The organism is Pseudomonas putida, from assembly GCF_002741075.1.
Classification (GTDB): Bacteria; Pseudomonadota; Gammaproteobacteria; order Pseudomonadales; family Pseudomonadaceae; genus Aquipseudomonas; species Aquipseudomonas putida_T.
In genome coordinates, this window is sequence record NZ_CP016634.1 from 927009 (window position 1) to 951644 (window position 24636).

A 24636-nucleotide genomic window follows, 5' to 3' on the forward strand; every position below is an offset into this window, starting at 1 on the left:
CCTGGTGATGACCTGGCTCAGAGCCAGTAGGTCACCGCCCACCAGCCCAGCCCGCCCATGACCACGGTATATGGCAAGGCCATCCACACCATGCGCCCATAGGACAACCGCACCAGCGGCGCGATCGCCGAGGTCAGCAGAAACAGGAACGCCGCCTGCCCATTGGGCGTGGCCACGCTGGGCAGGTTGGTGCCGGTGTTGATCGCCACCGCCAGGGCCTCGAAATGCTCGCGGCTCATGGCACCGTTGAGAAACGCCTGTTTCACCTCGGTGATGTAGATCGTGGCGACGAACACGTTGTCGCTGATCGCCGACAGCAAGCCGTTGGCCAGGTACAGCATGCCCGGCTGCTGGTCGGCCGGCAGGGCCAGGACCCACGTGATCAGCGGGCTGAACAGCTGCTGCTGATGGATCACCGCGACCACCGCGAAGAACACCACCAGCAGCGCAGTGAACGGCATGGCGTCCTGGAACGCACGGCCCAGGCGATGCTCATCGGTGATGCCGGTGAAGGCGGTGATCAGCACGATCACCAGCAGGCCGATCAGGCCGACTTCGGCAACGTGCAGACCCAAGCAGACAATCAGGATCAGCGCGGCGATCCCCTGTACCAGCAAGGCGGCGCGCTGGGCCGAGGTACGCGCGGCGTCGTCCTCGGCCGCGTAGCCGGCCAGCACCTGGCGCACGCGCTCCGGCATCAGTGTGCCGTAACCGAACAACCGTAGCTTTTCCAGCAACATGCAGGTCACCAGGCCTGCCGCCAGCACCGGCATCGACACCGGCGCCACCTTGTGGAAGAAGTCGGCGAAGTGCCAGCCCATTTCGTGGCCGATCAACAGGTTCTGCGGCTCGCCCACCAGGGTGCACACACCGCCCAGGGCAGTGCCCACTGCGCCATGCATCAGCAGGCTGCGCAAGAAGGCGCGGAACTGGTCCAGGTCCTCACGGTGCAATTGCGGCACCTGATTGTCGCTATCGAGCTCGGACTCCTCGCGCGGGTTGGCGCCGGAAGCGACGCGGTGGTAGACCGCGTAGAAACCCACCGCCGCGCTGATGATCACCGCCGTGACGGTCAACGCATCGAGAAACGCCGAAAGAAACGCCGACAGCACGCAGAACAGCAGCGCCAGGATGGCTTTAGAGCGCACCCCCAGGAGGATCTTGGAGAACAGGAACAGCAGCAGTTCCTTCATGAAGTGAATGCCGGCGACCATGAACATCAGCAGCAAGATCACTGGAAAATTGTGCTGCAGCTCTTCGTACAGGGCCTGGGGCGTGGTCATCTCCAGCAACAGTGCCTCGATCAGCAGCAAGCCGCCTGGCATCAATGGATAGCACTTGAGCGCCATCCCCAAGGTGAAGATGAACTCGATCACCAGCACCCAGCCGGTGACCACCGGGCCGAGGGTTGCCAGCAGCAAAGGGTTGAGCACAAGGAACAGGCAGATGACGGCCTTGTACCAGAGCGGCGACTGGCCCAGGAAATTGTGAGCGAGGGCGCCGGTCAGGGAACGGGACATGAATTTGTATCCTTTTGATTCAGCAGTGGCGCAAAGTGCCCGATGCGAGCGCCAGGTGCAAGGCGTTCAGTCCCGCTTTTGGCACAAGCACGGCCTTGAGGGTGCGATATAGTCCGGCGCGTGAACCTTTTACCTACAGGAGTACCGCCCGTGACCGAGTACCGCGCATTCAAGGTTGAACTGACCAATAACATCGCCCATGTGCAGATCAACCGCCCGGAAAAGCTCAACGCCATGAACGGCGACTTCTGGAAGGAAATCATCGATATCTTCCAGTGGGCCGACGACACCGACGCGGTGCGCGTGGTGGTGCTCAGTGCCGCGGGACAGCACTTCAGCGCAGGCATCGACCTGGCCATGCTGGCCCAGTTGGCCGGACAGATGGGCAAAGACGTGGGCCGCAACGCGCGCCTGCTGCGGCGCACCATCCTCGGGCTGCAGGCCTCCTTCAATGCCGTGGACAACTGCCGCAAGCCGGTGCTGGCGGCGATCCAGGGCTATTGCCTGGGCGGCGCGATCGACCTGGTCTCGGCCTGTGACATGCGCTACTGCAGTGCGGACGCGCAATTCTCGATCAAGGAAATCGACATGGGCATGGCCGCCGATGTCGGGACCTTGCAACGTTTGCCGCGTATCATCGGCGACGGTGTGATGCGCGAAATGGCCTACACCGGCCGCCACGTCGCGGCGGACGAGGCCCAGCGTATCGGTCTGGTCAACCAGGTGTTCGACGACCAGGCCGCGCTGCTCGAAGGAGTCTTTGCCTTGGCAGCGCAAATCGCGCAAAAATCGCCGATTGCGGTGAGCGGTACCAAAGAGATGCTCAACTACATGCGCGACCATCGCATCGATGATGGCCTGGAGTACATCGCCACCTGGAACGCCGCCATGTTGCAGTCCGAAGACCTGCGGGTCGCCATGGCGGCCCACATGAGCAAACAGAAACCGACCTTCGCCGACTGACCGGGGCGGGGGGACGCGCTTTTAAGGATCCCGAAATGTCAGCACGTTGGACTACCGCAGTACTCGACCCGCAGATCACTGGTGGCCTGGCCGTCGCCCGTGGCCCGGAAGGGTTCCTGATGGATGACAACGGCGCGCTGTTCCCCCGCGATTGGCTCAAGCGCCAGGACCTGGACGTGCTCTGCGAGCACGGCATCGGGCACCTGGACGGCCAGCCGGTGTTCCTGCTCGAGCTGCGTGGCAGCGCCGACGTGCCCGGCTGCAGTTGGCGCGGCCTGCGTCAGTTCATGCTCGAAGGCGACATGCTGACCTACACGGTCCTGGGCTATGCCGCGCAGATCGGCACCTGGGCCCGCGAGCATCGCTTCTGCGGCAGTTGCGGCCAGCCGATGACCCAGATCCGCTGGGAGCGGGCCATGTACTGCCAGCCGTGCGACCTGCGCAGCTACCCGCGCATCTCACCGAGCATGATCGTGCTGATCACCCGGGGGGATGACGTGCTGCTGGCGCGCTCGCCGCGCTTCGTCACCGGCGTCTACAGCACCCTGGCCGGTTTTGCCGAGCCGGGCGAATCGGCCGAGGACTGCCTGGTGCGCGAGGTGCGCGAGGAAGTGGCGGTGGAGGTGAAGAACATCCAGTACGTGGGCAGCCAGTGCTGGCCGTTCCCGCACTCGATGATGTTGGGCTTCCATGCCGAGTACGCGGGCGGCGAAATCGTCATGCAACCGGACGAGATCGAGGATGCCCAATGGTTCAACGTGCACGATCTGCCACCGTTGCCCGCCGGGCGCTCCATCGCCCGTTACCTGATCGACCTCTATGTGGCGCGTCGCCTGGGTCTACCCGACCCAGTGCTGCCACACTAGGCGCACGGTCAGCGCCAGCACCACGGCGATGAACACCGGGCGGATGAACTTGCTGCCGCCACTGATCGCCGTGCGTGCGCCGAAGAAGGCGCCGACCATCACCGACAGGCCCATGCACAGGCCTACGATGTAATCCACCTGCCCGGAAATGATGAACACCGTCAGCGCCGCGATGTTGCTGACGAAGTTCATGCTGCGCGCCACGCCGCTGGCGCGGACCAGATCGATGGGGTAGAGCAGCAGTGTGCTGACCGTCCAGAACGCCCCGGTGCCCGGGCCGGCCACGCCGTCATAGAAGCCCAGGCCAAAGCCCTGGGGGAGCTGCCACTTCTTCTTGATCGGCACGTCGGCGTCCAAAGGTGCCTTGGGCGTGCCGCCGAACAGCAGATAGACGCCACAGGCGAAGACGATCACCGGCAGCATCTTGTTCAGCCAATCGGCTGGCATGTAGTGGGCGGCCACGGCCCCCAGCAGCGCGCCGACCAAGGTGCCGACCAAGGCCCGGCGCCACTGCGCGGGATGGAACAACTTGCGCCGGTAGTAGGTGAAGCTGGCGGTGGCCGAGCCGAAGGTGGAACTGAGCTTGTTGGTGCCGAGCACCAAGTGAGGTGGCATGCCTGCAGTGAGCAACGCCGGGGTGGTGAGCAGGCCGCCGCCGCCAGCGATGGCATCGATGAAACCGGCGACGAAGGCGACCAGGGCGAGAATGAGTAGGGTGAGCGGTTCTACGGTGAGTTCGAAGGGCATGGGGTTCTGGCAGGCTGGAAGGCGAGGTGCGGGAAAAAGGCCGCGCTACAGGCCGTACATGGTAATCCTCGGCGGGAGGGCGTACCAGTCATGCCTTTGGGAGCAACGGTCTTGTCTCGATCTCCAGGCTTACGCCGGCGCTTTTGGGAGCGGTTTTACCCGCGAACACGGGCCAAGCCCGTGCCATCCACCGCGTTGCCTGCTTCGCGGGTAAACCCACAAGGATCGCCGCAAGCGCTCAACGACATCCATGCCTGGCGCTAGACATAGTCGCGCAACCGGTACCAGGCTTTCGCCGCCGCCTCCAAGGGCGCGGCCATCAGCTCGCCGCCGGGGAAGCGGCCATTGTCGATGCCTTGGTACAGCCCCAGCAGGTCATCGTCGCCGAGGATCGCATCGCTCACCGCCCGGGCCGCGGCCAGGGTCGGCAGCACGCCATGCCCGGAGAAGCCTTGCAGCCAATAGCGTTGGCCCTGGCGGCCGATGTCGGGGGTGCGCTGGATGCTGCAATCCAGATGACCGCCCCAGGCGTAGTCCAGACCCACCCCGGTGAGCTGTGGGAACACGCGCTCCAGGTAAGGACGCGTGGCGCTGGCGACGTCCTTGGGGATACCGCCGAGGTAGGTGCAGCCGCCACCGAACAGCAGGCGATGGTCAGGCGTGAGGCGGAAGTAATCGGGGACGAACTGGTTGTCGATCACACAGCTGTTGCGCGGCAGTAGCGACTGGGCCAAACCCGGGTCCAGGGGCGCGGTGGCGACCTGGTAGGACCCGACCGGCAGCAAGCGGCGTGCAAGATCGCGGTCGAGGCGGTCGATGTAGGCGTTGCACGCCAGCACCAGCACCTGGCTGCGCACTTCGCCAAGGCGTGTGCGGGCGACGAAGCCGCTTGGGCTTTCGTGGTAGTCGAGCACGTGGCTTTGCTCGAAGATCCGTCCGCCAGCGGCCTCGATGGCGGCGGCCAGACCCTGGGCCAGCTTGAGGGGATTGAGGTGGGCGCCGTTGGGATCATACAGAGCGGCCTGGTAGCGGGGGCTGTCGATCCAGTCGGGCAGCTCATCGCGGCCGATCAGGCGCAGGCAGTCGTAGCCCCATTTCTGTTCGGCTTCGTGCTTGGCCTCTTCGAGTATCTTCACGCGGCGAGGCATCACCGCGGTCCACAGGCTGCCGACCCGGTAGTCCACCTCGAAGCCATGGCGCCCGGGCAACTCGCGCATTTCTTCGGCGGCCCAGCGCATGCTGTCCCAGAGGCGGCGGGCGCGTTCCACACCCAGGGCCTTTTCCAGCGGCGGCATGTCGCAGGACCAGCCCAGCAGCGCCTGGCCACCGTTGCGCCCGGAGGCGGCCCATGCCACCCGGCTGGCCTCCAGCACGACCACACGTTTGCCGGCCAGAGCCAGGCGCAGTGCCGTGTGCAAGCCGCTGAAGCCGGCGCCGATGATCAACACGTCGGTGTCCAAGGCGTCTTGCAGGGCAGGGCGCAGGGGGATCGCGGTGGGGTAGGTCTGGGCGTAGTAGCTGGCAATGTGCTGGGCGGATTGCTTGAACATGCGGACCTCGTGAAATTTGTTGTTATTAATTTCATGAAAAAATAACAGAAAAAATTCACGACGCCAGCCCCTTCAGAGGTAAAGGCTTAACGGGAGCTTGAAAATGCCCTATATGATTCGGCTCCGATCATCTCGACCCGCGGAAATACCTCCATGCGCCGCCTGCCTTCCCTGACTGCTTTGCGCACGTTCGAATGCGCCGCCCGCCATGGCCATTTTGGTCGGGCCGCCGCCGAGCTGTGCGTGACCGACAGTGCGGTCAGCCACCAGATTCGCCAACTGGAAGACCAGCTTGGCGTGGCCCTGTTCGAGCGGGCGGGCCGCCAGGTGCGGCCGACCACCGAAGCCGAGCGCCTGTTGCATCACCTGCAGCAGGCCTTCGAGCTGATCGGCAAGGCCTGTGACGAGCTGCGCGACCCTGCCTCCCAGGCTGTGCTGCGGGTCGCGGTCACGGCGGAGTTGGCGCAGAAATGGCTGGTCGCGCGGCTGGCCGACTTCAGCAGCCGATACCCGCACATCACCCTGCATCTGCACGAACAGCCCATCAACGCCGGTGCCCCGGCCCTGGATATCGACATCGCCATCACCTACGGCACCAGCGCGCTGGACGCCAGCACCCACTTCGTGCGCCCTTTGCCGCTGCTGCAGTTCTTCCCCGTGTGCAGCCCAGGACTGTTCAACCAATGTGGGCTCAAGCGCCCGCGGGACCTGGTGCGCCATTGCCTGCTGCACGATGACCAGGACGGGCGCACCTGGACCACCTGGCTGGCCACCCATGCCGAGGACGCCTTGCCCACCCGCCAGTTGTACTTCCCCCACGCCGCGCTGGCTCTGGAAGCGGCGGTGCTGGGGCAGGGGGTGGCGATGGGCGACAACCTGACTTGCCAGGCCGACCTGCAAAGTGGCCGCCTGGTGCGCCCCTTTACCGCTAGCGTGACCGCTCAGGGCCAGTACGCGCTGGTCTGTGAGCGCTTGCGTCTGGAGCGGGGTGCGGTGGCCGAATTCATCGACTGGTTCACCGAACAGATCACCGAACCTTGAATTGAATTCAGCTATTGGCAAGTTTTCATCGTTGGAAGCCTGGACGCGTGCGGCGTAGCGTGCAGTCATCACTCACCGATGACGAGGTTGACCCATGGCACGTTCGCTCACCACCACCCCCAAGGCCGATGGTTTCCGCCTGCCTGGCGAATTCGAGCGCAAGACGCGCTGCTGGCTCGGCTGGCCGGAGCGTCCGGATGTGTGGCGCAATGGCGGCAAGCCTGCGCAGAAGGTCTGGGTCGACATCGTCACCGCCATCGCCTCCAGCGAACCGGTGACCGTCTGCGCCTCCGCTGCCCAGTACGCCAATGCCAGGCGTTTGCTGCCAGCCCATGTGCGGGTGGTGGAAATGACCTGCAACGACACCTGGTTCCGCGACAGCGGCGCGTGCTTCGTGGTCAATGACGGCACCGGCGAGGTGCGTGGCGTGGACTTCGAGTTCAATGCCTACGGTGGCTTGGACGGCGGCCTGTACTACCCCTGGGACAAAGACGACCAGATCGCCCAGAAGATGCTCGAGATCGAAGGCCTGGACCGCTACCGCGCGCCGCTGATCGCCGAACTGGGCGGTATCCAGAGCGATGGCCAGGGCAGCCTGCTGACCACCGAGCAGTGCCTGCTCAACCGCAACCGCAACGCCCACCTGGGCAAGGACGAAGTCACCCGCCGACTTGAGGACTACCTGGGCGCCGAGCAGGTGATCTGGCTGCCGCGTGGTTGCAAGTTCGACGAGACCGATGGCCACGTCGATGACCTGGCCTGCTTCGTGCGGCCAGGGGAGGTGGTGCTGCAATGGACCGATGATCGCAACGATCCGCAGTGGGAAATCTACCAGGAGGCCTACGACATCCTGCGCAGCACCCGTGACAGCCGTGGTCGCGAACTGAAGGTGCACAAACTGCCGCAACCCCAGGTGCTGGAGTGGACCGCCGAGGAAGCGGCCGGGCTGGACCAGGTCGACGGCACCCACCTGCGCCAGGCGGGCACCCGCATCTGCGCGTCCTACATCAACTATTACGCCGGTAACTCGGCGATCGTCGTGCCGCTGTTCGGTGATCGCAACGACAGCGTGGCCCAGGCGACCCTGGCCGAGCTGTTCCCCGACCACCGCATCATCGGCATCGAGAATTCGCGGGAGATCCTGCTCGGCGGTGGTAACGTCGCCTGCATCACCATGCCGCAATACGCTGCGGGAGGTCGCTGATGAAACTCGCCCCGCTGGCCCTGGCGGTCGCCCTGGGTTGCGCAGCGTCGGCGGCCCAGGCAGCCGACGCACAACAGCCGACCGTCAATCTGTACATCTGGGGCGAATACCTCGCCCCGGACACCCTGACCAATTTCGAGAAGCAGACCGGCATCCGCGTGGTGGCCGACCACTTCGACTCGCTGGAAACCGCCGAGACCAAGCTGCTTACCGGCGGCAGTGGCTACGACGTGGTGCTCAGCGCCGGCCAGCACTTGAGCCGGGCGATCGCCAGCGGTGCCCTGCAGCCGCTGGACAAGGACAAACTGCCGCACCTGGCGGGCATCGGCGAGGAGTTTCGCCAGCACATGGCGGTGTTCGACCCCGGTAACCGCTATGCCGGCACCTACGCCTGGGGTACCACGGGCGTTGGCTATCAGCAGCAGGCGGTGGCGGCACGGCTCAAGGAGGCGCCGCGCGACAGCTGGGCGATGCTGCTCGATCCGCAGGTGGTGGCAAAGTTCGCCGATTGCGGTGTGAGCTTCCTCAATGATCCCAACGAGGTGTTCGCCGCGACGATGCGTTACCTGGGGCTGGACATCAACCAGCAGCGCCTGGAGGACCTCAAGACCGCTGAAGCGCACCTGCGCAAGGTCCGTCCGTACATCCGCTACTTTGACAATGACCGCAACATCAATGACCTGGCCAATGGCGAGACCTGCGTGGCCATGTCGTGGAACGGCAACGTGGCCATCGCCCAGGCCCAGGCCGAGCAGGCGGGCAAACCGTTCAGCCTGGACTACAGCATTCCCAAGGAAGGCACGTTGATCTGGCTCGATGCGCTGGTGGTGCCCAAGGATGCGCCGCATCCGGAGGCGGCGTGGAAATTGATGGACTACCTGATGCAGCCGGAGGTGATCGCGCCGATCACCGACACCATTCACTACGCCAACGCGATCACGGCGGCCGACGGATTGGTGGACCCGAAGATCCGCAACGCCCCAGGGACCTATCCGCCAGCCGAGGTGAGGGCGCGGTTGTACAGCAAGAACGACAACGCCAAGGCCTTCAACCGGGAGCTGACCCGGGCGTTCAGCCGGCTCAAGAGCGGGACCTGACAGGAGGGGGCGTTTGCCTGTGTTGGCCCTTTCGCGGGTATAGGTGCTCTTGAAAGCACCGGACGTCCTTGGGAGGGGGTTACCCGCTCAGGTATTCCGATGTTCTTGAGTCCACCGAAGAAACCTGTGGGAGCGGGTTTACCCGCGAAAAGGCCGGCACAGGCGATGCATTAACGGGAGGTCTTGCGCCGTGGTTGCCTCGGCTTGCTGCCTGTTGTTTTGGCGCTGTCGTCAGAAGCCTTGCCTTTTGCGGTACTGCGCCGTTTCTTCTTCCATGGCGCGCCCTTGCCCCCAGCCGGCACAGGCGGTCCGCTGATGGTCAGGCGCATGCCGCTGCAGCGCTGCACCAGCTTGCCCATCCAGGCCGATTGCCGGGCGACGAATTCTTCCAGGCTCATCTCGCCGCTCTGCACCATGTCCAGTGCCTGCTCCCAGATGGCGGTGGTGCCGGGGTCGGCGATAGCGCGGGGCACGGCGTCGATCAGGCTGAAGGCCGCAGGCGTGGCGGACAGGGCCTTGCCGTTCTTGACCAGGTAACCGCGGTCGAGCAGGCCTTGAATGATGCTGGCGCGGGTGGCCTCGGTGCCGATGCCGGTGGTTTCCTTGAGCTTCTGCTTGAGCAGTGGGTCGTCCACCAGCTTGGCGACATTCTTCATCGCCTTGATCAGATCACCCTCGGTGAAGGGTTTGGGGGGCTGGGTCCACAGGTCCTTGAGTTGCAGGTCATGCACCGCGCAGGCCTGGCCTTGGCTCAGCGACGGCAATACCTGAGGAGGTGGCGCTTCGCGGCCTTTGGCCGGGGTCAGCGCCTCGGGCAGGGCGCGGCGCCAGCCAGGTTCGACGATCTGCTTGCCCACCGCGCGCAGGGCATGGCCGGCGCAGTCGAACTCGGCCTGTGTGCGATCGTACTCGTGGTTGGACAGGAACTGCGCCAGGTAGCGGGCGCGGATCAATGTATAGACGGCCTTGTACTTGGGCGGCAGGCGCGAAGGGTCGTTGGCGGCGGCGGTGGGGATGATGCCGTGGTGGGCGCTGACCTTGGCGTCGTTCCAGGCCCGTGAGCGGCGCTGGGGCTCCAGGTGCGGTTGCAAAGGCGCGAGACTGGTGTCGGCACGTTGCAAGGCGGCCAGGATCGCCGGCGCTTCGCCGTGCTGGCTGAGCGGCAGGTAACCGCAGTCGCTGCGCGGGTAGGTGATCAGCTTGTGGGTTTCGTACAGGGCCTGAGCGATATCCAAGGTCTCCTGTGCGCCAAGGCCGAGCTTCTTGGAGCAGACTTCCTGCAGGGTGCCCAGGTCGAAGGGCAGGGGCGCCGCTTCGCGCACGCGTTCGGTGGCCACCTTGGTCACCTGGGCGCTTGCGGTCGCCCTCATGTCGGCGGCAGCCTGCTGGGCCAAGGCCGGGTTCAGGCAACGACCTTGGTCGTCACAGGCATCTTCGGGCGCGCGCCATTGGGCGGTGAAGACGCTACCGCTGCTCTGTAGGTGCACGTCGATGGCCCAATAGGGCACCGGCACGAAGTCGGCGATGCTGCGGTCGCGGTCGACCACCAAGCGCAGGGTCGGCGTCTGTACCCGGCCGACCGGCAGCACGCCTTGGTAGCCGGATTGGCGGCCCAGCAAGGTGAACAGGCGGCTCATGTTCATGCCGATCAGCCAGTCGGCGCGGGAGCGACCGAGGGCCGAATGGTACAGGCTGAAGGTTTCCTGGCCCGGCAGCAGGCGAGCCAGGGCCTTGCGGATCGAGGCGTCGTCCAGCGCCGAGAGCCACAGGCGCTGGATCGGGCCGTGGTAGCGACAGTGTTCCACCAGCTCGCGGGCGATCATCTCGCCCTCGCGATCGGCGTCAGTGGCGATCACCAGCTCCCGGGCTTGGCCAAGCAGGCGTTTGACGGCCTTGAACTGGCTGGCGGTCTTGGGCTTGACCAGCATCTTCCATTTTTCCGGAATGATCGGCAGGTCAGCGAGGTTCCAGCGCTTGTAGCGCTCGTCGTAGCTGTCGGGTGGGGCGGTTTCGAGCAGGTGGCCGATGCACCACGTCACGCAGACGTCGGTGCCTTGCCAGCAGCCGTCGGCCTTGCGGGTGGCACCGAGGACTTTGGCGATGTCCTTGGCCTGGGAGGGTTTTTCGCAGAGGAACAGGCGCATGGCCGGGAACGCTTCATCGCAAATGAGGGCGTTAGGATGCGCAAGCCTGGGCGCGGAAGCAAGCTTTGCCTGGATGGATATACAGCATTTTGTCAGGGTGCGTTTCAGCGTCGTCCCTGACGGTTCGCGGGTAAACCCGCTTCCACAGGTGCATCGCTGAGGCCTGTGGGAGCGGGTTTACCCGCGAATGGGTCCGTCGAATCAGCCTAATTTGTGGGTCAGGCCGGTTCGCAGGAGTCGCGCACCATGTCCACGTGCGGGATGCCGGCTTCGAGGAATTCCTCGCTGACCACCCGGAATCCCAGGCGCTCGTAGAACGGCGTGGCGTGTACCTGGGCGCTGAGCATCTGCTGCTTGAGGTCGCGGTTCTGCGCCTCGACGATCACCGCACGCACCAGGGTGTCGCCGACTTTCAAACCGCGCCAGTCCTTGAGCACCGAGATCCGGCCAATGGTGCCGTCGGGCAGCAGGCGGGCGGTACCGATCGGGTAGTCGCCCTCCAGGGCCAGGAAGTGCAGGGCATCCTGGTCCTCGGCGTCGAACTCTAACTCCGGCGGAATGTGCTGCTCGGCCACGAACACCGCTTCGCGGATGCGGCGGATATCGGCGTTGTCTTTATGCCAGTCGGCGAGGCGAACGCTGATCTTATTCATTGGCAAATCCCAGGCTTCCTTGTTTGACCAGTTGGCACAGCAATGTCAGGCCTTCTTCGTCTTCCAGCCACTGTACAAGGTTTTCGATGTGCAGTGCGTCGGCGGCGCAGACCAGTTTCAGCAGTTCGCGCAGGTGGCCCGAGAGCAGACGGCTCTGGCCGCTGGCGAACAGCAGCAGGTTGTCGTCGACTTCCGACCAGGCCATGCGCGCACTCGGGTTGCGGATCAAAATGGCGCCTTGCTCCAGGCTGTCGATCAGGTCTTCCTCGCTCAGCTCTTCACCGGACACCAGCTCCGGGTAGCGCGGCTCGGTCATGAACTGGCCGAACCAGGTGAGCAGCAGGCGCTCATCGCCCATGTGCTCGGCCAGCAGGGACTTGAGGCGGTCCAGGGCATCGTGCTGGATCTGGTGCGGGTCGGCGGCAGGCTGGGCGTCGGCGTCGCTGTAGCGCTCCTCATCTGGCAGGAACTGGCTGAGGAAGTCGGTGAAGTGGGTCAGCACTTCAGCAGCGCTCGGGGCGCGGAAGCCTACCGAATAGGTCAGGCAGTCGTCTTCGGCCACGCCATAGTGGGCCAGGCGCGGCGGCAGGTAGAGCATGTCGCCGGGCTCCAGGGTCCATTCGCCGCTCTGCTCGAATTCTGCGAGGATGCGCAGGTCGGTGTGCTCCAGCAACGGGCTGTCGCTGTCGCACATCTGGCCGACTTTCCAGTTGCGCTTGCCGTGGCCTTGAAGCAGGAACACGTCATAGTTGTCGAAGTGTGGGCCGACGCTGCCGCCAGGCGCTGCGAAGCTGACCATCACATCATCGATACGCCAGCTCGGCAGGAAGCGGAAGTGCTCCAGCAGCTCGGCCACTTCCGGGACGAACTGGTCCACTGCCTGGACCAGCAGGGTCCAGTCGCGCTCGGGCAGCGTGGCGAAGGTGTCCTCGGCGAAGGGGCCGCGACGCAGCTCCCACGGACGCTCGCCATGCTCGAGCACCAGGCGCGACTCGACTTCCTCTTCCAGGGCAAGGCCGGCCAGCTCGTCAGGGTCGATCGGGCTTTCGAAATCCGGGAAGGCCTGGCGCACCAGCAGGGGCTTCTTCTGCCAGTAGTCGCGAAGGAATTCACGGGCCGTCAGGCCGCCCAGCAGCTGCAGTGGAGTATCAGGATTCATGTTCAACCTATTGAAAAAACGTAATTTTCATCCGGGAATAAAAACGCCCGGCCAGGCCGGGCGTCGATCACGGGGCGCAGGTCAGATGCGTTTGGCCTGGGCCGCCGCGTTGCCGATGTAGGTAGCCGGAGTCAGCTGCTTGAGCTCGGCCTTGGCTTCGGCTGGCATGTCCAGCCCATCGATGAACGCCTGCAGTGCGTCAGGGCTGATGCCCTTGCCGCGGGTGAGCTCCTTGAGCTTCTCGTAGGGGTTCTCGATGTTGTAGCGGCGCATGACGGTCTGGATCGGCTCGGCCAGGACTTCCCAGCAGGCGTCCAGGTCTTCGGCGATGCGGGCGACGTTCACTTCCAGCTTGCCGATGCCCTTGAGGCTGGCTTCATAGGCGATGACGCTATGAGCGAAGCCCACGCCCAGGTTGCGCAGCACGGTGGAGTCGGTCAGGTCACGCTGCCAGCGGGAGATTGGCAGCTTGCTGGCCAGGTGCTGGAACAGCGCATTAGCGATACCCAGGTTGCCTTCGGAGTTCTCGAAATCGATCGGGTTGACCTTGTGCGGCATGGTCGAGGAGCCGATCTCGCCAGCGACGGTCTTCTGCTTGAAGTAGCCCAGGGAGATGTAGCCCCAGACGTCGCGGTCGAAGTCGATGAGGATGGTGTTGAAGCGAGCAATGGCGTCGAACAGCTCGGCGATGTAGTCGTGCGGCTCGATCTGGGTGGTGTAGGGGTTGAACTGCAGGCCCAGCTCGTCTTCGATGAAGGCGCGGGCGTTGGCTTCCCAGTCGATCTGCGAGTAGGCCGACAGGTGGGCGTTGTAGTTGCCCACGGCGCCGTTGATCTTGCCCAGTAGCGGCACGGCGGCGACTTGGGCGATCTGGCGCTCCAGGCGATAGACCACGTTGGCCAGCTCTTTGCCCAGGGTGGTCGGCGAAGCCGGCTGACCGTGGGTGCGCGACAGCATCGGCACGTCGGCATGGGCGTGGGCCAGGGCGCGGATGGCCTGGGCGATCTGACGCATCAGCGGCAGCAGGACTTCGTCACGGCCGGCGCGCAGCATCAGGGCGTGGGACAGGTTGTTGATGTCCTCGCTGGTGCAGGCGAAGTGGATGAACTCGCTGACCTTGGCCAGTTCCGGCAGGGTCGCGGCCTGCTCCTTGAGCAGGTATTCGATGGCCTTGACGTCGTGGTTGGTGGTGCGCTCGATTTCCTTGACGCGCTCGGCGTGCTCGAGCTTGAAGTCGGTGGCCAGGGTGTCCAGCAGGGCGTTGGCTTCGGCGGAGAATGCCGGCACTTCGCCGATCTGCGGGTGGGCGGCCAGACGCTGGAGCCAGCGTACCTCGACCAAGGCGCGGAAACGGATCAGGCCGTACTCGCTGAAGATAGGGCGCAAGGCCTGGGTTTTGCCGGCGTAGCGGCCGTCTACAGGGGAAACCGCAGTGAGCGAGGAGAGCTGCATGGGGTGTTCTCGGACAGTCAGGCTTTTGGAAGGGCGCATATCATACATGAAAAATGCGCCGGAGTCGGGTGGCTGACCAAAGGTCGGGCCTATAACATGGTCGGGTCAAAAAAAGCGTGAAGCGATCCCTGTGGGGGCGGGTTATCCGCGGACAAGGGTGAACCCCTTGCCATGCCTCGCGGTGTTATTTTCGCGGGTAAACCCGCACCCGTAGGGCATGTCGCCGATTTTGGAGTCAGGTACGCATCATGTCGTACAGCTCGTTGAGCAATTTGCGACGGCTGAAAACCAACTGCCAGCGGTGTCCGCCCAACTGGCGCCACAGGCGAGCAGCGCGGATGCCGGAGAGCAGCAGGGCGCGAATCTTCGAGGCGTTGCCGGCCTGCTGAAGGAAGCGCATGTCGCCATGTACCTGGATGCGCTGGCGCAAGGTGCTCAGGGTATCCTGATACAAGGCTCCACTGGAGGCGATGACATTATCGTGAACCAGGCCGAAATGATCGGCCTGGGCCTGGATCTGGGGTAGACGCTTGCCGATGGTGTCGAGCATGTCGTCCCGCTTGGCCAGCTGGCGCTCCAGGCCGAGCATCGACAGGGCATAGCGCAACGGCTCGCGCTGCAGGCTGCTGGGGTCACGCTCCAGGGCGCCGACAAGGGCGCGGTAGCCGTCGCGCAGGTTCAGGTCGTCGCCGCCGAACACCTCCAGGGTGTCCTTGGGGTCGCGTACCAGCAGGCTGCCGAGCATGCAGCCGATATTCGCCTCGCTGGCCTGGCCGGTGCGGGCGATGCGATCGACCAGCACCGCGGCCTGGAACACGCCGCCCAGGGCGACCAGTTGCTCCTGGATGGTATTCATTGACGGGGGCTCCAGGGCTCGGCGGTCTCGATCACGCCGCCGCCAAGGCACACTTCGCCGTCATAGAACACCACCGACTGGCCCGGTGTGACCGCGCGTTGCGGTTCGTCGAACACCGCGCGATAGCCGTGTTCAGTGCGCTCCAGGGTGCACTGCTGGTCGCTCTGGCGGTAGCGCACCTTGGCGGTGAGCCTGCGTGGGCTGCTCAGGTCGATCGGGTTGACCCAGAAGATGTCCGAGGCGAGCAGCGCGCGGGAGAACAGCCAAGGGTGTTCGTTGCCCTGACCGACCACCAGCACGTTGCGGGTCAGGTCCTTGTGCAGCACATACCACGGCTCGTCGCCGGCGTCCTTCAGGCCGCCGATCCCCAGGCCCTGGCGCTGGCCGATGGTGTGGTACATCAGGCCGTGGTGACGGCCGATGACTTCACCGTCGGTGGTCTCGATGTCGCCCGGCTGGGCTGGCAGGTACTGCTTGAGGAAGTCGCTGAAGCGGCGCTCGCCGATGAAGCAGATGCCGGTGGAGTCCTTCTTCTTGGCTGTGGCCAGGCCGTGCTTCTCGGCAATGGCGCGCACTTCGGGCTTTTCCAGCTCGCCGACCGGGAACAGGGTGCGGGCGATTTCCTTGCCGCCGACGGCATGCAGGAAGTAGCTCTGGTCCTTGTTCGGGTCCAGGCCCTTGAGCAGCTCGGTGAGCTCGCCGGTGTCGCGACGACGCACATAGTGGCCGGTGGCGATCAGGTCGGCGCCCAGGGACAGCGCATAGTCGAGGAAGGCTTTGAACTTGATCTCGCGGTTGCAGAGGATGTCCGGGTTCGGCGTGCGGCCGGCCTTGTATTCCTCGAGGAAGTGCTCGAACACGTTGTCCCAGTATTCGGCCGCGAAATTGGCGGTGTGCAGCTTGATGCCGATGCGGTCGCACACGGCCTGGGCGTCGGCCAGGTCTTCGCGAGCGGTGCAGTATTCGGTGCCGTCGTCCTCTTCCCAGTTCTTCATGAACAGACCTTCCACCTGGTAGCCCTGTTCCATGAGCAGAAGGGCGGAGACGGAAGAGTCCACGCCGCCGGACATGCCGACGATAACGCGGGTCTTGGCGGGGTCTTTGAGTGCTGGGCTGGTCATGGCTACCGGTGTGTATCTGGAGGAAAAATTCCGATTCTATCAGGCCCCACGCTGTACGTCAGTCGCGCAGCAGGGCGAGGCTGTGCAAAGGGCCAGCCAGGTAATCGTCGATGCAGCGCGGCACCAGCTCGCTGCGCCAGCGCGCAGGCTCTGTCAGCAGTTGCTCGCGGGTCAGCCAGACGGCACGGACGATGTCGCTGTCCAGCGCTCGGTCGGCATGGTGGCGCACGGGGCGCGCGGCGAAGCAGATGCGCTGGTAGGTCACGCCGTTGCTCGGGGCCGTATAGAGGTAGATGCCGACCACGCCGGTGAGCTCGACCTCCCAGGCGGTTTCCTCCAGGGTTTCGCGCAGGGCGGCCTGGGACAGGGTCTCGTTGGGCTCCAGATGGCCGGCGGGTTGGTTGAAGACATGCTGGCCGGCCTTGAACTCTTCGACGAAGAGGAACTTGCCCTCGTGTTCGACGATGGTGGCGACGGTGATGTGGGGGTGCCAGGTCATGAACAGCTCCGTAAGGGGTAACGCGGGCCCGCTCGCACAGAGGGCGTTGGCCGCCAGAAACAATATCCAGAAAGCACAAACCCCGGTGCGTGGCCGGGGTTTGTGGTGTTACTTCAAGCGAACCTTACAGTGCGGCAATGGCGCTGTTGAGGGTCTGGCTTGGGCGCATGACCTTGGCGGTCAGCTCGGCATCCGGAGCGTAGTAGCCACCGATGTCGGCCGGCTTGCCTTGAACGGCAGCCAGTTCGGCAACGATGGTCGCTTCGTTCTCGGCCAGGGTCTTGGCCAGCGGTGCGAAGCGCGCCTGCAGGGCCGCGTCGTCGCTCTGGGCGGCCAGGGCTTCAGCCCAGTACAGGGTCAGGTAGAAGTGGCTGCCGCGGTTGTCGATACCGCCGACTTTGCGCGATGGCGACTTGTTGGTGTCGAGGAACTTGCCGGTGGCTTGGTCAAGGGTGTTGGCCAGGACCTTGGCGCGCGGGTTGTCGTAGGTGTTGCCCAGGTGCTCCAGGGAAGCGGCCAGGGCCAGGAACTCACCCAGCGAGTCCCAACGCAGGAAGTTCTCTTCGACCAGTTGCTGTACGTGCTTTGGCGCCGAGCCACCGGCACCGGTCTCGAACAGACCGCCGCCGTTCATCAGCGGGACGATCGACAGCATCTTCGCGCTGGTGCCCAGTTCCATGATCGGGAACAGGTCGGTCAGGTAGTCGCGCAGGACGTTGCCGGTCACCGAGATGGTGTCCTTGCCTTCGCGGATGCGAGCCAGGGAGAACTTGATGGCATCGACCGGGGCCAGGATACGGATGTCCAGGCCGCTGGTGTCGTGATCCTTCAGGTACTTCTGAACCTTCTCGATCATTACGCCGTCGTGGGCGCGGGCAGGGTCGAGCCAGAACACCGCCGGGGTGTTGCTCAGGCGGGCACGGTTGACGGCCAGCTTGACCCAATCCTGGATCGGCGCGTCCTTGGTCTGGCACATGCGGAAGATGTCGCCGGCTTCGACGCTCTGCTCCAGCAGCACCTTGCCTTTGCCATCGACCACGCGCACGACGCCGTCGGCCTTGATCTGGAAGGTCTTGTCGTGAGAACCGTACTCTTCGGCTTTCTGAGCCATCAGGCCGACGTTCGGGACGCTGCCCATGGTGGTCGGGTCGAAGGCGCCATTGGCCTTGCAGTCCTCGATCACGGCTTGGTAGATACCGGCATAGCAGCGGTCTGGAATGACGGCCTTGGCATCTTGCAGTTCACCAGCGGTGTTCCACATCTTGCCCGAGTCACGGATCATCGCAGGCATCGAGGCGTCGACGATGACGTCGCTCGGTACGTGCAGGTTGGTGATGCCTTTGTCGGAGTTGACCATGGCCAGGGCCGGGCGAACGGCGTACAGGGCCTGGATGTCGGCTTCGATCTCGGCCTGCTTGTCGGCTGGCAGGTCCTTGATGCGGGCGTACAGGTCGCCGATGCCGTTGTTGGCATTGAAGCCGACTTCGGCCAAGGCGGCGGCGTGCTTGGCCAGCACGTCGTTATAGAACTCTTCGACGATGACGCCGAACATGATCGGGTCGGAGACCTTCATCATGGTGGCTTTCAGGTGGACCGACAGCAGTACGCCGGAGGCCTTGGCATCGGCGATCTGCTCGGCGATGAAAGCTTTGAGGGCCTTGCGGCTCATGGTGGCGCAGTCGATCACCTCAGCGGCTTTGACGGCGGTCTTTTCTTTCAGGACGGTGGTGGAGCCGTCTTTGCCGACCAGCTCGATGCGCAGGCTGTCATCGCCTTCGATCAGTGCGGCTTTTTCGCTGCCGTAGAAGTCGCCTTGGGTCATGTGGGCGACGTGCGACTTGGAGTCGCTGGTCCAGGCACCCATCTTGTGCGGGTGCTTGCGTGCGTAGTTCTTGACCGACAGCGGAGCGCGACGATCGGAGTTGCCTTCGCGCAGGACCGGGTTGACGGCGCTGCCCTTGATGCGGTCGTAGCGGGCGCGGGATTCTTTTTCTTCCGCGGTGCTTGGCTCGTCAGCGTAGTCAGGGATGTTGAAGCCCTTGCCTTGCAGTTCCTTGATCGCGGCCTTGAGCTGCGGTACCGAGGCACTGATGTTCGGCAGCTTGATGATGTTGGCTTCCGGGGTGGTGGCCAGCTGGCCCAGTTCCGCCAGGTGATCGCCTACGCGCTTCTCGGCACCCAGTTGCTCCGGGAACGCCGCGAGGATACGGCCAGCCAGGGAGATGTCGCGGGTTTCGACGGCGATGTCGGCCGAAGCGGTGAAGGCTTCGATGATCGGCAGCAGGGAATAGGTGGCGAGGGCGGGAGCTTCGTCGGTGAAGGTATAGATGATCTTGGAACGGGTGGGCATGCGGGTTAACTCTCTGTTTTGCTGAGCGTGCTCGAAGTCTCGAGATGCGCAGGGTAGGCGCTACGCCCTGGCAGCGCCATGGGCAATTGGTCGAGAGGCTTGCGAGCGGTGATGGTGGATGCATCAGTCGAGCGTCAAACGGCTGGGCGGCGGTAACAGCCCAGGCTTTTTGGCCTTTCTTGGCCGAGGGCGAGCCGCATTTTCCAAGGGTTCGCCCCAATGACCCTACGGTCAGGGCCGGAGTATACCAAACCCTGTGGGCTATGTGATATCGGGCCGCCTATAAGACGAAAGGCGTAAGGGCAATGTGGCGCGATGCCGCAGGTTGCGCCTATGCGTGGCTGGATTTAATGAGGGCTGGTCAATGGCCGCCGCCGATCGGCTTGCAACTTGGTGCTCGAAGCTTGCAGCTCAGGAAAGCTGGTTTAGGCTCATTGGATCGCAGGATGTCCAATCACACCTGGAAAAGCGGAGTAGTGCAGCATGGGATACCAGAAAATCAAGGTTCCGGCAGGCGGCGCCAAGATCACCGTCAATGCAGACCATTCGCTCAACGTTCCCGACAACCCCATCATCCCGTACATAGAGGGCGACGGTATCGGTGTCGATGTTTCGCCGGTGATGATCAAGGTAGTGGATGCCGCCGTGCAGAAGGCCTATGGCGGCAAACGCAAGATCGCCTGGATGGAGGTGTATGCTGGCGAGAAATCCACCCAGGTGTATGACCAGGACACCTGGCTGCCCCAGGAAACCCTCGATGCGGTGCGCGACTACGTGGTGTCGATCAAAGGCCCGCTGACCACGCCGGTCGGTGGTGGCATCCGCTCCTTGAACGTGGCCTTGCGCCAGCAATTGGACCTGTACGTCTGCCTGCGTCCGGTGCTGTGGTTCCAGGGCGTGCCGAGCCCGGTGAAAAAGCCTGGCGACGTAGACATGGTGATCTTCCGTGAGAACTCCGAAGACATCTATGCCGGTATCGAGTGGAAGGCCGGCTCCCCGGAGGCCGACAAGGTGATCAAGTTCCTCAAGGAGGAAATGGGCGTCACCAAGATCCGCTTCGACCAGGATTGCGGCATCGGTGTGAAACCGGTATCCCGGGAAGGTACCAAGCGCCTCGTGCGCAAAGCCTTGCAATACGTGGTGGACAACGACCGCGAGTCGCTGACCCTGGTGCACAAGGGCAACATCATGAAGTTCACCGAGGGGGCCTTCAAAGATTGGGGGTACGAGGTGGCGCGTGACGAGTTCGGCGCCGAGCTGCTCGACGGCGGCCCCTGGATGAAGTTCAAGAACCCCAAGAGCGGTCGCGAAGTCATCGTCAAGGACGCCATCGCCGATGCCATGCTCCAACAGATTCTGCTGCGCCCGGCCGAATACGATGTGATCGCCACCCTCAACCTCAACGGTGACTACCTTTCCGACGCCCTGGCGGCAGAGGTCGGGGGGATCGGCATCGCCCCTGGCGCCAACCTGTCCGATACCGTGGCGATGTTCGAGGCGACCCATGGCACGGCGCCCAAGTATGCGGGGCAAGACAAGGTCAATCCGGGGTCGGTGATTCTGTCGGCGGAAATGATGCTGCGCCACATGGGCTGGACCGAGGCGGCCGACCTGATCATCAAGGGCACCAACGGCGCCATCGCGGCCAAGACCGTGACCTACGACTTCGAGCGTCTGATGGAAGGCGCCAAGCTGGTCAGCAGCTCCGGGTTCGGCGATGAGATGATTAAGCACATGTGAGGGCAATGAAAACCGGCCAGTCCTTGCGGGGCTGGCCGGTTGCTGATGTGCCTGCAGAAGGTAGGGGGAGAATCAGGCCTGGACCGTGCTCTCGACCGGCTGGGCATCGATCTTTGCTGCCGTGGCGCCCGCGCCGCAGATATTGACGGCGTGCAGCCCCTTGGGTCCTTGGACGATGTCGAAGGTCACGGACTGGCCAGCCTTGAGTGTCTTGTAGCCGTCCATCTGGATATGCGAATAATGGGCGAACAGGTCTTCGCTCTTGCCCTCCTCATTGACGAATCCATAGCCCTTGGCATTGTTGAACCACTTGACTTTACCGCTCGCCATCCTCATGTCCCTCTGCAAAGGACTCCATCACTGGAGTATCATCCACGTCATCCGCATACGAACCATGCGAAAAAATCTGGTTGACTGCGCGGATCTTTATCGACCACGGTGGGTTCTTATTGGTTGTAACACCGTTTTGCCGATAGTCAAGGTCAGGCGGCCCCCGCGCCGGCAGCGGCCTACGCGGTCAAACCATCACCTTAACTTGTCGTTATGATGAAATTCTTTCCATGCAACCACTCAGCCAGATTCGACTAACATTCAATCAGGATCGCCCGCAATCTAACGAGGACGACGGCTCCGGTCTGGCGGTACAGGAAGCCAAGCCGATCCTGCAGGCGCCACCGATGTACAAGGTGGTTTTGTTCAACGATGACTACACGCCAATGGATTTCGTCGTCGAAGTGCTCGAGACGTTCTTCAATCTGAACCGCGAGCTGGCGACCAAGATCATGCTGACCGTCCATACCGAAGGGCGGGCAGTGTGCGGATTGTTTACCCGTGACATCGCCGAGACAAAGGCCATGCAGGTCAACCAATACGCCAGGGAAAGCCAGCATCCGCTACTCTGTGAAATCGAGAAGGACGGTTAATCGCCGACCACTTGGGTATGAGGTGAAGCTATGTTAAACCGCGAGCTCGAAGTCACCCTCAATCTGGCCTTCAAGGAGGCTCGTTCGAAGCGTCATGAGTTCATGACCGTCGAGCACCTGCTGCTTGCACTCCTTGACAATGAGGCCGCCGCGACCGTTCTGCGCGCCTGTGGCGCCAATCTCGACAAGCTCAAGCACGACCTGCAAGAGTTCATCGATTCCACCACGCCGCTGATTCCTGTTCATGACGAGGACCGCGAGACCCAGCCGACCCTGGGCTTCCAGCGCGTGCTGCAGCGTGCCGTGTTCCATGTGCAAAGTTCCGGCAAGCGCGAAGTCACCGGCGCCAACGTGTTGGTGGCGATCTTCAGCGAACAGGAAAGCCAGGCCGTGTTCCTGCTCAAGCAGCAGAGCGTGGCGCGTATCGATGTGGTCAACTACATCGCCCATGGCATCTCCAAGGTGCCGGGCCACGGGTCGCACAGCGAAAGCGACCAGGACATGCAGGACGAGGAGGGTGGCGAATCCGCATCCTCGAGCAATCCACTGGATGCCTATGCCAGCAACCTGAACGAGCTGGCTCGCCTGGGTCGTATCGATCCGCTGGTGGGTCGTGAGCAGGAAGTCGAGCGCGTGGCGCAGATTCTTGCCCGTCGGCGCAAGAACAACCCGCTGCTGGTTGGCGAGGCTGGCGTGGGCAAGACTGCCATCGCCGAGGGCCTGGCCAAGCGCATCGTCGACGGCCAAGTGCCAGACCTGCTGGCCCAGAGCGTGGTGTACTCCCTGGACCTCGGCGCATTGCTGGCCGGTACCAAGTACCGCGGCGACTTCGAGAAGCGCTTCAAGGCGCTGCTCGGTGAGCTGCGCAAGCGTCCGCAGGCCATTCTGTTCATCGATGAGATCCACACCATCATCGGCGCGGGTGCTGCATCGGGTGGGGTGATGGACGCCTCCAACCTGCTCAAGCCGCTGCTGTCGTCGGGCGACATCCGCTGCATCGGCTCGACCACGTTCCAGGAGTTTCGTGGCATCTTCGAGAAGGATCGCGCCCTGGCGCGGCGCTTCCAGAAGGTCGACGTCACCGAGCCGTCGGTGGAAGACACCGTGGGCATCCTGCGGGGCCTGAAGGGGCGCTTCGAGAGTCATCACAATATCGAGTACAGCGACGAAGCCCTGCGCGCCGCCGCCGAACTCGCTGCACGCTACATCAATGACCGGCACATGCCGGACAAGGCCATCGACGTAATCGACGAAGCAGGCGCATACCAGCGCCTGCAGCCTGAGGCCAGTCGCGTCAAGCGCATCGATGTGCCACAGGTCGAGGATATCGTCGCCAAGATCGCGCGTATTCCGCCTAAGCACGTCACCAGTTCCGACAAAGAGCTGCTGCGCAACCTCGAACGCGATCTCAAGCTGACCGTGTTCGGTCAGGATGCCGCCATCGATTCGCTGGCCACCGCCATCAAACTGTCCCGTGCCGGGCTCAAGTCGCCGGACAAACCGGTTGGCTCGTTCCTGTTCGCAGGCCCCACCGGCGTGGGCAAGACCGAAGCCGCTCGGCAGTTGGCCAAGGCGCTGGGCGTGGAGTTGGTGCGCTTCGACATGTCCGAGTACATGGAGCGGCATACCGTATCGCGCCTGATCGGTGCGCCTCCAGGCTATGTCGGGTTCGATCAGGGCGGTCTGCTGACCGAGGCGATCACCAAGCAACCGCACTGTGTGCTGTTGCTCGACGAGATCGAGAAGGCCCATCCGGAGGTCTTCAACCTGCTGCTGCAGGTGATGGATCACGGGACCCTGACCGACAACAACGGGCGTAAAGCGGACTTCCGCAACGTGATTCTGATCATGACCACCAACGCCGGTGCCGAAACCGCCGCGCGGGCCTCGATCGGCTTCACTCAGCAGGACCACACCTCCGACGCCATGGAAGTGATCCGCAAGAGCTTCACGCCGGAGTTCCGCAACCGTCTGGACACCATCATCCAGTTCGGCCGCCTGAGTCACGAAACCATCAAGAGCATCGTCGACAAGTTCCTCATCGAACTGCAGGCGCAACTGGAAGACAAGCGCGTGCTGCTGGAGGTCAGTGATGACGCTCGCGGTTGGCTGGCGGCTTCTGGTTATGACGTGCAGATGGGCGCGCGGCCGATGGCGCGGCTCATTCAGGATAAGATCAAGCGGCCGCTGGCCGAGGAGATCCTGTTCGGTGAGTTGTCCGAGCACGGTGGCGTGGTGCACGTCGATCTGCGCGACGGCGAGTTGGTGTTCGACTTCGAGACCACGGCTGAGGTCGCATGACGGTAGGGCTGCTGCGCAGCCCTTTCGTGGTACAAGGCCGCTCCTGCAAGAGGGCGAGTTCCCTCCTGTAGAAGCGGCCTTGTGCTGCGAAAAATCAGCAAGGCGGCGTTCTGCGCATTATGAGCGAGCATAAAAAAGCCCGGCACATTGGCCGGGCTTTTTCATTGGCTGAGACTCAGCGGGCGCGGTAGGTGATGCGGCCCTTGCTCAGGTCATACGGCGTCAGTTCGACGCGGACCTTGTCGCCAGTGAGAATACGGATGTAGTTCTTGCGCATCTTTCCGGAGATGTGCGCGGTTACGACGTGCCCGTTTTCCAACTCCACGCGGAACATGGTGTTGGGCAGGGTGTCGACGACAGTACCTTCCATTTCGAAGCTGTCTTCTTTCGACATGCAGTAAAGCCCTCGGTATCCAGTGATTGGCCCGATACACAACTGCACCGGGCAAA

At 63.5% G+C, this 24636-nt stretch carries 21 protein-coding genes; 8 read left to right on the forward strand and 13 right to left on the reverse strand.

Annotated elements, in window-relative coordinates; translation table 11 throughout:
- Window positions 1–17: 17 nt before the first annotated feature.
- Window positions 18–1520, reverse strand: coding sequence for a sodium/proton antiporter NhaB (nhaB, locus tag IEC33019_RS04630; protein ID WP_070092677.1), 1503 nt, complete (start codon window positions 1518–1520; stop codon window positions 18–20).
- 150 nt (window positions 1521–1670) lie between these two features.
- On the opposite strand from nhaB, the gene IEC33019_RS04635 reads away from it, so the two are divergent.
- Window positions 1671–2483, forward strand: a complete 813-nt coding sequence (locus tag IEC33019_RS04635) for a crotonase/enoyl-CoA hydratase family protein (RefSeq protein WP_070092676.1) — start codon at window positions 1671–1673, stop codon at window positions 2481–2483.
- Window positions 2484–2518: 35 nt separating this feature from the next.
- Complete coding sequence (nudC, locus tag IEC33019_RS04640) at window positions 2519–3349, forward strand: NAD(+) diphosphatase (protein ID WP_070092675.1); 831 nt, start codon at window positions 2519–2521, stop codon at window positions 3347–3349.
- Here nudC and IEC33019_RS04645 read toward each other — a convergent pair.
- Entirely contained in the window at window positions 3323–4096 is a 774-nt protein-coding gene (locus IEC33019_RS04645; protein ID WP_070092674.1) for a TSUP family transporter, read from the reverse strand. The two genes, nudC and IEC33019_RS04645, sit on opposite strands and share 27 nt — an antisense overlap.
- A 260-nt stretch (window positions 4097–4356) precedes the next feature.
- Complete coding sequence (locus IEC33019_RS04650; RefSeq protein ID WP_070092673.1) at window positions 4357–5646, reverse strand: NAD(P)/FAD-dependent oxidoreductase; 1290 nt, start codon at window positions 5644–5646, stop codon at window positions 4357–4359.
- A gap of 153 nt (window positions 5647–5799) precedes the next feature.
- Here IEC33019_RS04650 and IEC33019_RS04655 point away from each other — a divergent pair, with 153 nt between their 5' ends.
- The 3 genes from IEC33019_RS04655 (at window position 5800) to IEC33019_RS04665 (ending at window position 8988) form a co-directional block, all read left to right on the forward strand.
- Entirely contained in the window at window positions 5800–6687 is an 888-nt protein-coding gene (locus IEC33019_RS04655; RefSeq protein ID WP_070092672.1) for a LysR substrate-binding domain-containing protein, read from the forward strand.
- Between the two features lie 94 nt (window positions 6688–6781).
- Window positions 6782–7891, forward strand: coding sequence for an agmatine deiminase (gene aguA, locus IEC33019_RS04660; RefSeq protein WP_070092671.1), 1110 nt, complete (start codon window positions 6782–6784; stop codon window positions 7889–7891).
- A complete protein-coding gene (locus IEC33019_RS04665; protein WP_070092670.1) occupies window positions 7891–8988 on the forward strand; it encodes an extracellular solute-binding protein in 1098 nt (365 codons plus the stop codon). The genes aguA and IEC33019_RS04665 overlap by 1 nt, the downstream gene beginning before the upstream one ends.
- 170 nt (window positions 8989–9158) lie before the next feature.
- Here IEC33019_RS04665 and IEC33019_RS04670 read toward each other — a convergent pair whose 3' ends face one another.
- From IEC33019_RS04670 to IEC33019_RS04705, 8 genes are all read right to left on the reverse strand, one after another.
- The gene (locus IEC33019_RS04670) at window positions 9159–11132 is read right to left on the reverse strand and encodes a DNA topoisomerase III (protein ID WP_099593109.1); all 1974 of its coding nucleotides are present in this window, start codon (window positions 11130–11132) and stop codon (window positions 9159–9161) included.
- 218 nt (window positions 11133–11350) lie between these two features.
- Window positions 11351–11785: a GNAT family N-acetyltransferase gene (locus tag IEC33019_RS04675; protein WP_070092668.1), complete on the reverse strand. Its 435-nt coding sequence runs from the start codon at window positions 11783–11785 to the stop codon at window positions 11351–11353.
- The gene (locus IEC33019_RS04680; protein WP_070092667.1) at window positions 11778–12944 is read right to left on the reverse strand and encodes a ribosomal protein uL16 3-hydroxylase; all 1167 of its coding nucleotides are present in this window, start codon (window positions 12942–12944) and stop codon (window positions 11778–11780) included. The genes IEC33019_RS04675 and IEC33019_RS04680 overlap by 8 nt, the downstream gene beginning before the upstream one ends.
- A gap of 81 nt (window positions 12945–13025) precedes the next feature.
- The gene (purB, locus tag IEC33019_RS04685; protein ID WP_070092666.1) at window positions 13026–14396 is read right to left on the reverse strand and encodes an adenylosuccinate lyase; all 1371 of its coding nucleotides are present in this window, start codon (window positions 14394–14396) and stop codon (window positions 13026–13028) included.
- Between the two features lie 235 nt (window positions 14397–14631).
- Entirely contained in the window at window positions 14632–15252 is a 621-nt protein-coding gene (gene hflD / locus IEC33019_RS04690) for a high frequency lysogenization protein HflD (protein WP_070092665.1), read from the reverse strand.
- Complete coding sequence (gene mnmA / locus IEC33019_RS04695; RefSeq protein WP_070092664.1) at window positions 15249–16373, reverse strand: tRNA 2-thiouridine(34) synthase MnmA; 1125 nt, start codon at window positions 16371–16373, stop codon at window positions 15249–15251. Before mnmA ends, hflD begins: the two co-directional genes overlap by 4 nt.
- A 58-nt stretch (window positions 16374–16431) precedes the next feature.
- A complete protein-coding gene (locus IEC33019_RS04700) occupies window positions 16432–16872 on the reverse strand; it encodes an NUDIX hydrolase (protein WP_070092663.1) in 441 nt (146 codons plus the stop codon).
- Window positions 16873–16996: 124 nt separating this feature from the next.
- Window positions 16997–19222, reverse strand: a complete 2226-nt coding sequence (locus IEC33019_RS04705) for an NADP-dependent isocitrate dehydrogenase (protein WP_070092662.1) — start codon at window positions 19220–19222, stop codon at window positions 16997–16999.
- A gap of 483 nt (window positions 19223–19705) precedes the next feature.
- Between IEC33019_RS04705 and icd the strand changes: the two genes are divergently transcribed.
- Window positions 19706–20962, forward strand: a complete 1257-nt coding sequence (gene icd, locus IEC33019_RS04710) for an NADP-dependent isocitrate dehydrogenase (RefSeq protein WP_070092661.1) — start codon at window positions 19706–19708, stop codon at window positions 20960–20962.
- A gap of 72 nt (window positions 20963–21034) precedes the next feature.
- Here icd and cspD read toward each other — a convergent pair whose 3' ends face one another.
- The gene (gene cspD, locus IEC33019_RS04715; RefSeq protein WP_070092660.1) at window positions 21035–21292 is read right to left on the reverse strand and encodes a cold shock domain-containing protein CspD; all 258 of its coding nucleotides are present in this window, start codon (window positions 21290–21292) and stop codon (window positions 21035–21037) included.
- A 230-nt stretch (window positions 21293–21522) separates the two neighbouring features.
- Between cspD and clpS the strand changes: the two genes are divergently transcribed.
- Entirely contained in the window at window positions 21523–21885 is a 363-nt protein-coding gene (gene clpS, locus IEC33019_RS04720) for an ATP-dependent Clp protease adapter ClpS (RefSeq protein ID WP_043212233.1), read from the forward strand.
- Window positions 21886–21915: 30 nt separating this feature from the next.
- The gene (clpA, locus tag IEC33019_RS04725) at window positions 21916–24186 is read left to right on the forward strand and encodes an ATP-dependent Clp protease ATP-binding subunit ClpA (RefSeq protein ID WP_070092659.1); all 2271 of its coding nucleotides are present in this window, start codon (window positions 21916–21918) and stop codon (window positions 24184–24186) included.
- A gap of 175 nt (window positions 24187–24361) precedes the next feature.
- Here clpA and infA read toward each other — a convergent pair whose 3' ends face one another.
- On the reverse strand, window positions 24362–24580 hold the full coding sequence (gene infA / locus IEC33019_RS04730; protein WP_002553999.1) for a translation initiation factor IF-1: 219 nt from the start codon (window positions 24578–24580) through the stop codon (window positions 24362–24364).
- Between the last annotated feature and the right edge of the window lie 56 nt (window positions 24581–24636).

Excerpts from the sequence above, each read along its gene's own strand:
- IEC33019_RS04645 (WP_070092674.1), bottom strand. The coding sequence starts at position 4,096 with ATGCCCTTCGAACTCACCGTAGAACCGCTCACCCTACTCATTCTCGCC.
- cspD (WP_070092660.1), bottom strand. The coding sequence starts at position 21,292 with ATGGCGAGCGGTAAAGTCAAGTGGTTCAACAATGCCAAGGGCTATGGA.
- clpA (WP_070092659.1), top strand. The coding sequence starts at position 21,916 with ATGTTAAACCGCGAGCTCGAAGTCACCCTCAATCTGGCCTTCAAGGAG.
- icd (WP_070092661.1), top strand. The coding sequence starts at position 19,706 with ATGGGATACCAGAAAATCAAGGTTCCGGCAGGCGGCGCCAAGATCACC.
- infA (WP_002553999.1), bottom strand. The coding sequence starts at position 24,580 with ATGTCGAAAGAAGACAGCTTCGAAATGGAAGGTACTGTCGTCGACACC.
- hflD (WP_070092665.1), bottom strand. The coding sequence starts at position 15,252 with ATGAATACCATCCAGGAGCAACTGGTCGCCCTGGGCGGCGTGTTCCAG.
- IEC33019_RS04700 (WP_070092663.1), bottom strand. The coding sequence starts at position 16,872 with ATGACCTGGCACCCCCACATCACCGTCGCCACCATCGTCGAACACGAG.
- clpS (WP_043212233.1), top strand. The coding sequence starts at position 21,523 with ATGCAACCACTCAGCCAGATTCGACTAACATTCAATCAGGATCGCCCG.
- IEC33019_RS04705 (WP_070092662.1), bottom strand. The coding sequence starts at position 19,222 with ATGCCCACCCGTTCCAAGATCATCTATACCTTCACCGACGAAGCTCCC.
- IEC33019_RS04670 (WP_099593109.1), bottom strand. The coding sequence starts at position 11,132 with ATGCGCCTGTTCCTCTGCGAAAAACCCTCCCAGGCCAAGGACATCGCC.
- purB (WP_070092666.1), bottom strand. The coding sequence starts at position 14,396 with ATGCAGCTCTCCTCGCTCACTGCGGTTTCCCCTGTAGACGGCCGCTAC.
- aguA (WP_070092671.1), top strand. The coding sequence starts at position 6,782 with ATGGCACGTTCGCTCACCACCACCCCCAAGGCCGATGGTTTCCGCCTG.
- nhaB (WP_070092677.1), bottom strand. The coding sequence starts at position 1,520 with ATGTCCCGTTCCCTGACCGGCGCCCTCGCTCACAATTTCCTGGGCCAG.
- nudC (WP_070092675.1), top strand. The coding sequence starts at position 2,519 with ATGTCAGCACGTTGGACTACCGCAGTACTCGACCCGCAGATCACTGGT.
- IEC33019_RS04680 (WP_070092667.1), bottom strand. The coding sequence starts at position 12,944 with ATGAATCCTGATACTCCACTGCAGCTGCTGGGCGGCCTGACGGCCCGT.
- mnmA (WP_070092664.1), bottom strand. The coding sequence starts at position 16,373 with ATGACCAGCCCAGCACTCAAAGACCCCGCCAAGACCCGCGTTATCGTC.
- IEC33019_RS04655 (WP_070092672.1), top strand. The coding sequence starts at position 5,800 with ATGCGCCGCCTGCCTTCCCTGACTGCTTTGCGCACGTTCGAATGCGCC.
- IEC33019_RS04650 (WP_070092673.1), bottom strand. The coding sequence starts at position 5,646 with ATGTTCAAGCAATCCGCCCAGCACATTGCCAGCTACTACGCCCAGACC.
- IEC33019_RS04675 (WP_070092668.1), bottom strand. The coding sequence starts at position 11,785 with ATGAATAAGATCAGCGTTCGCCTCGCCGACTGGCATAAAGACAACGCC.
- IEC33019_RS04665 (WP_070092670.1), top strand. The coding sequence starts at position 7,891 with ATGAAACTCGCCCCGCTGGCCCTGGCGGTCGCCCTGGGTTGCGCAGCG.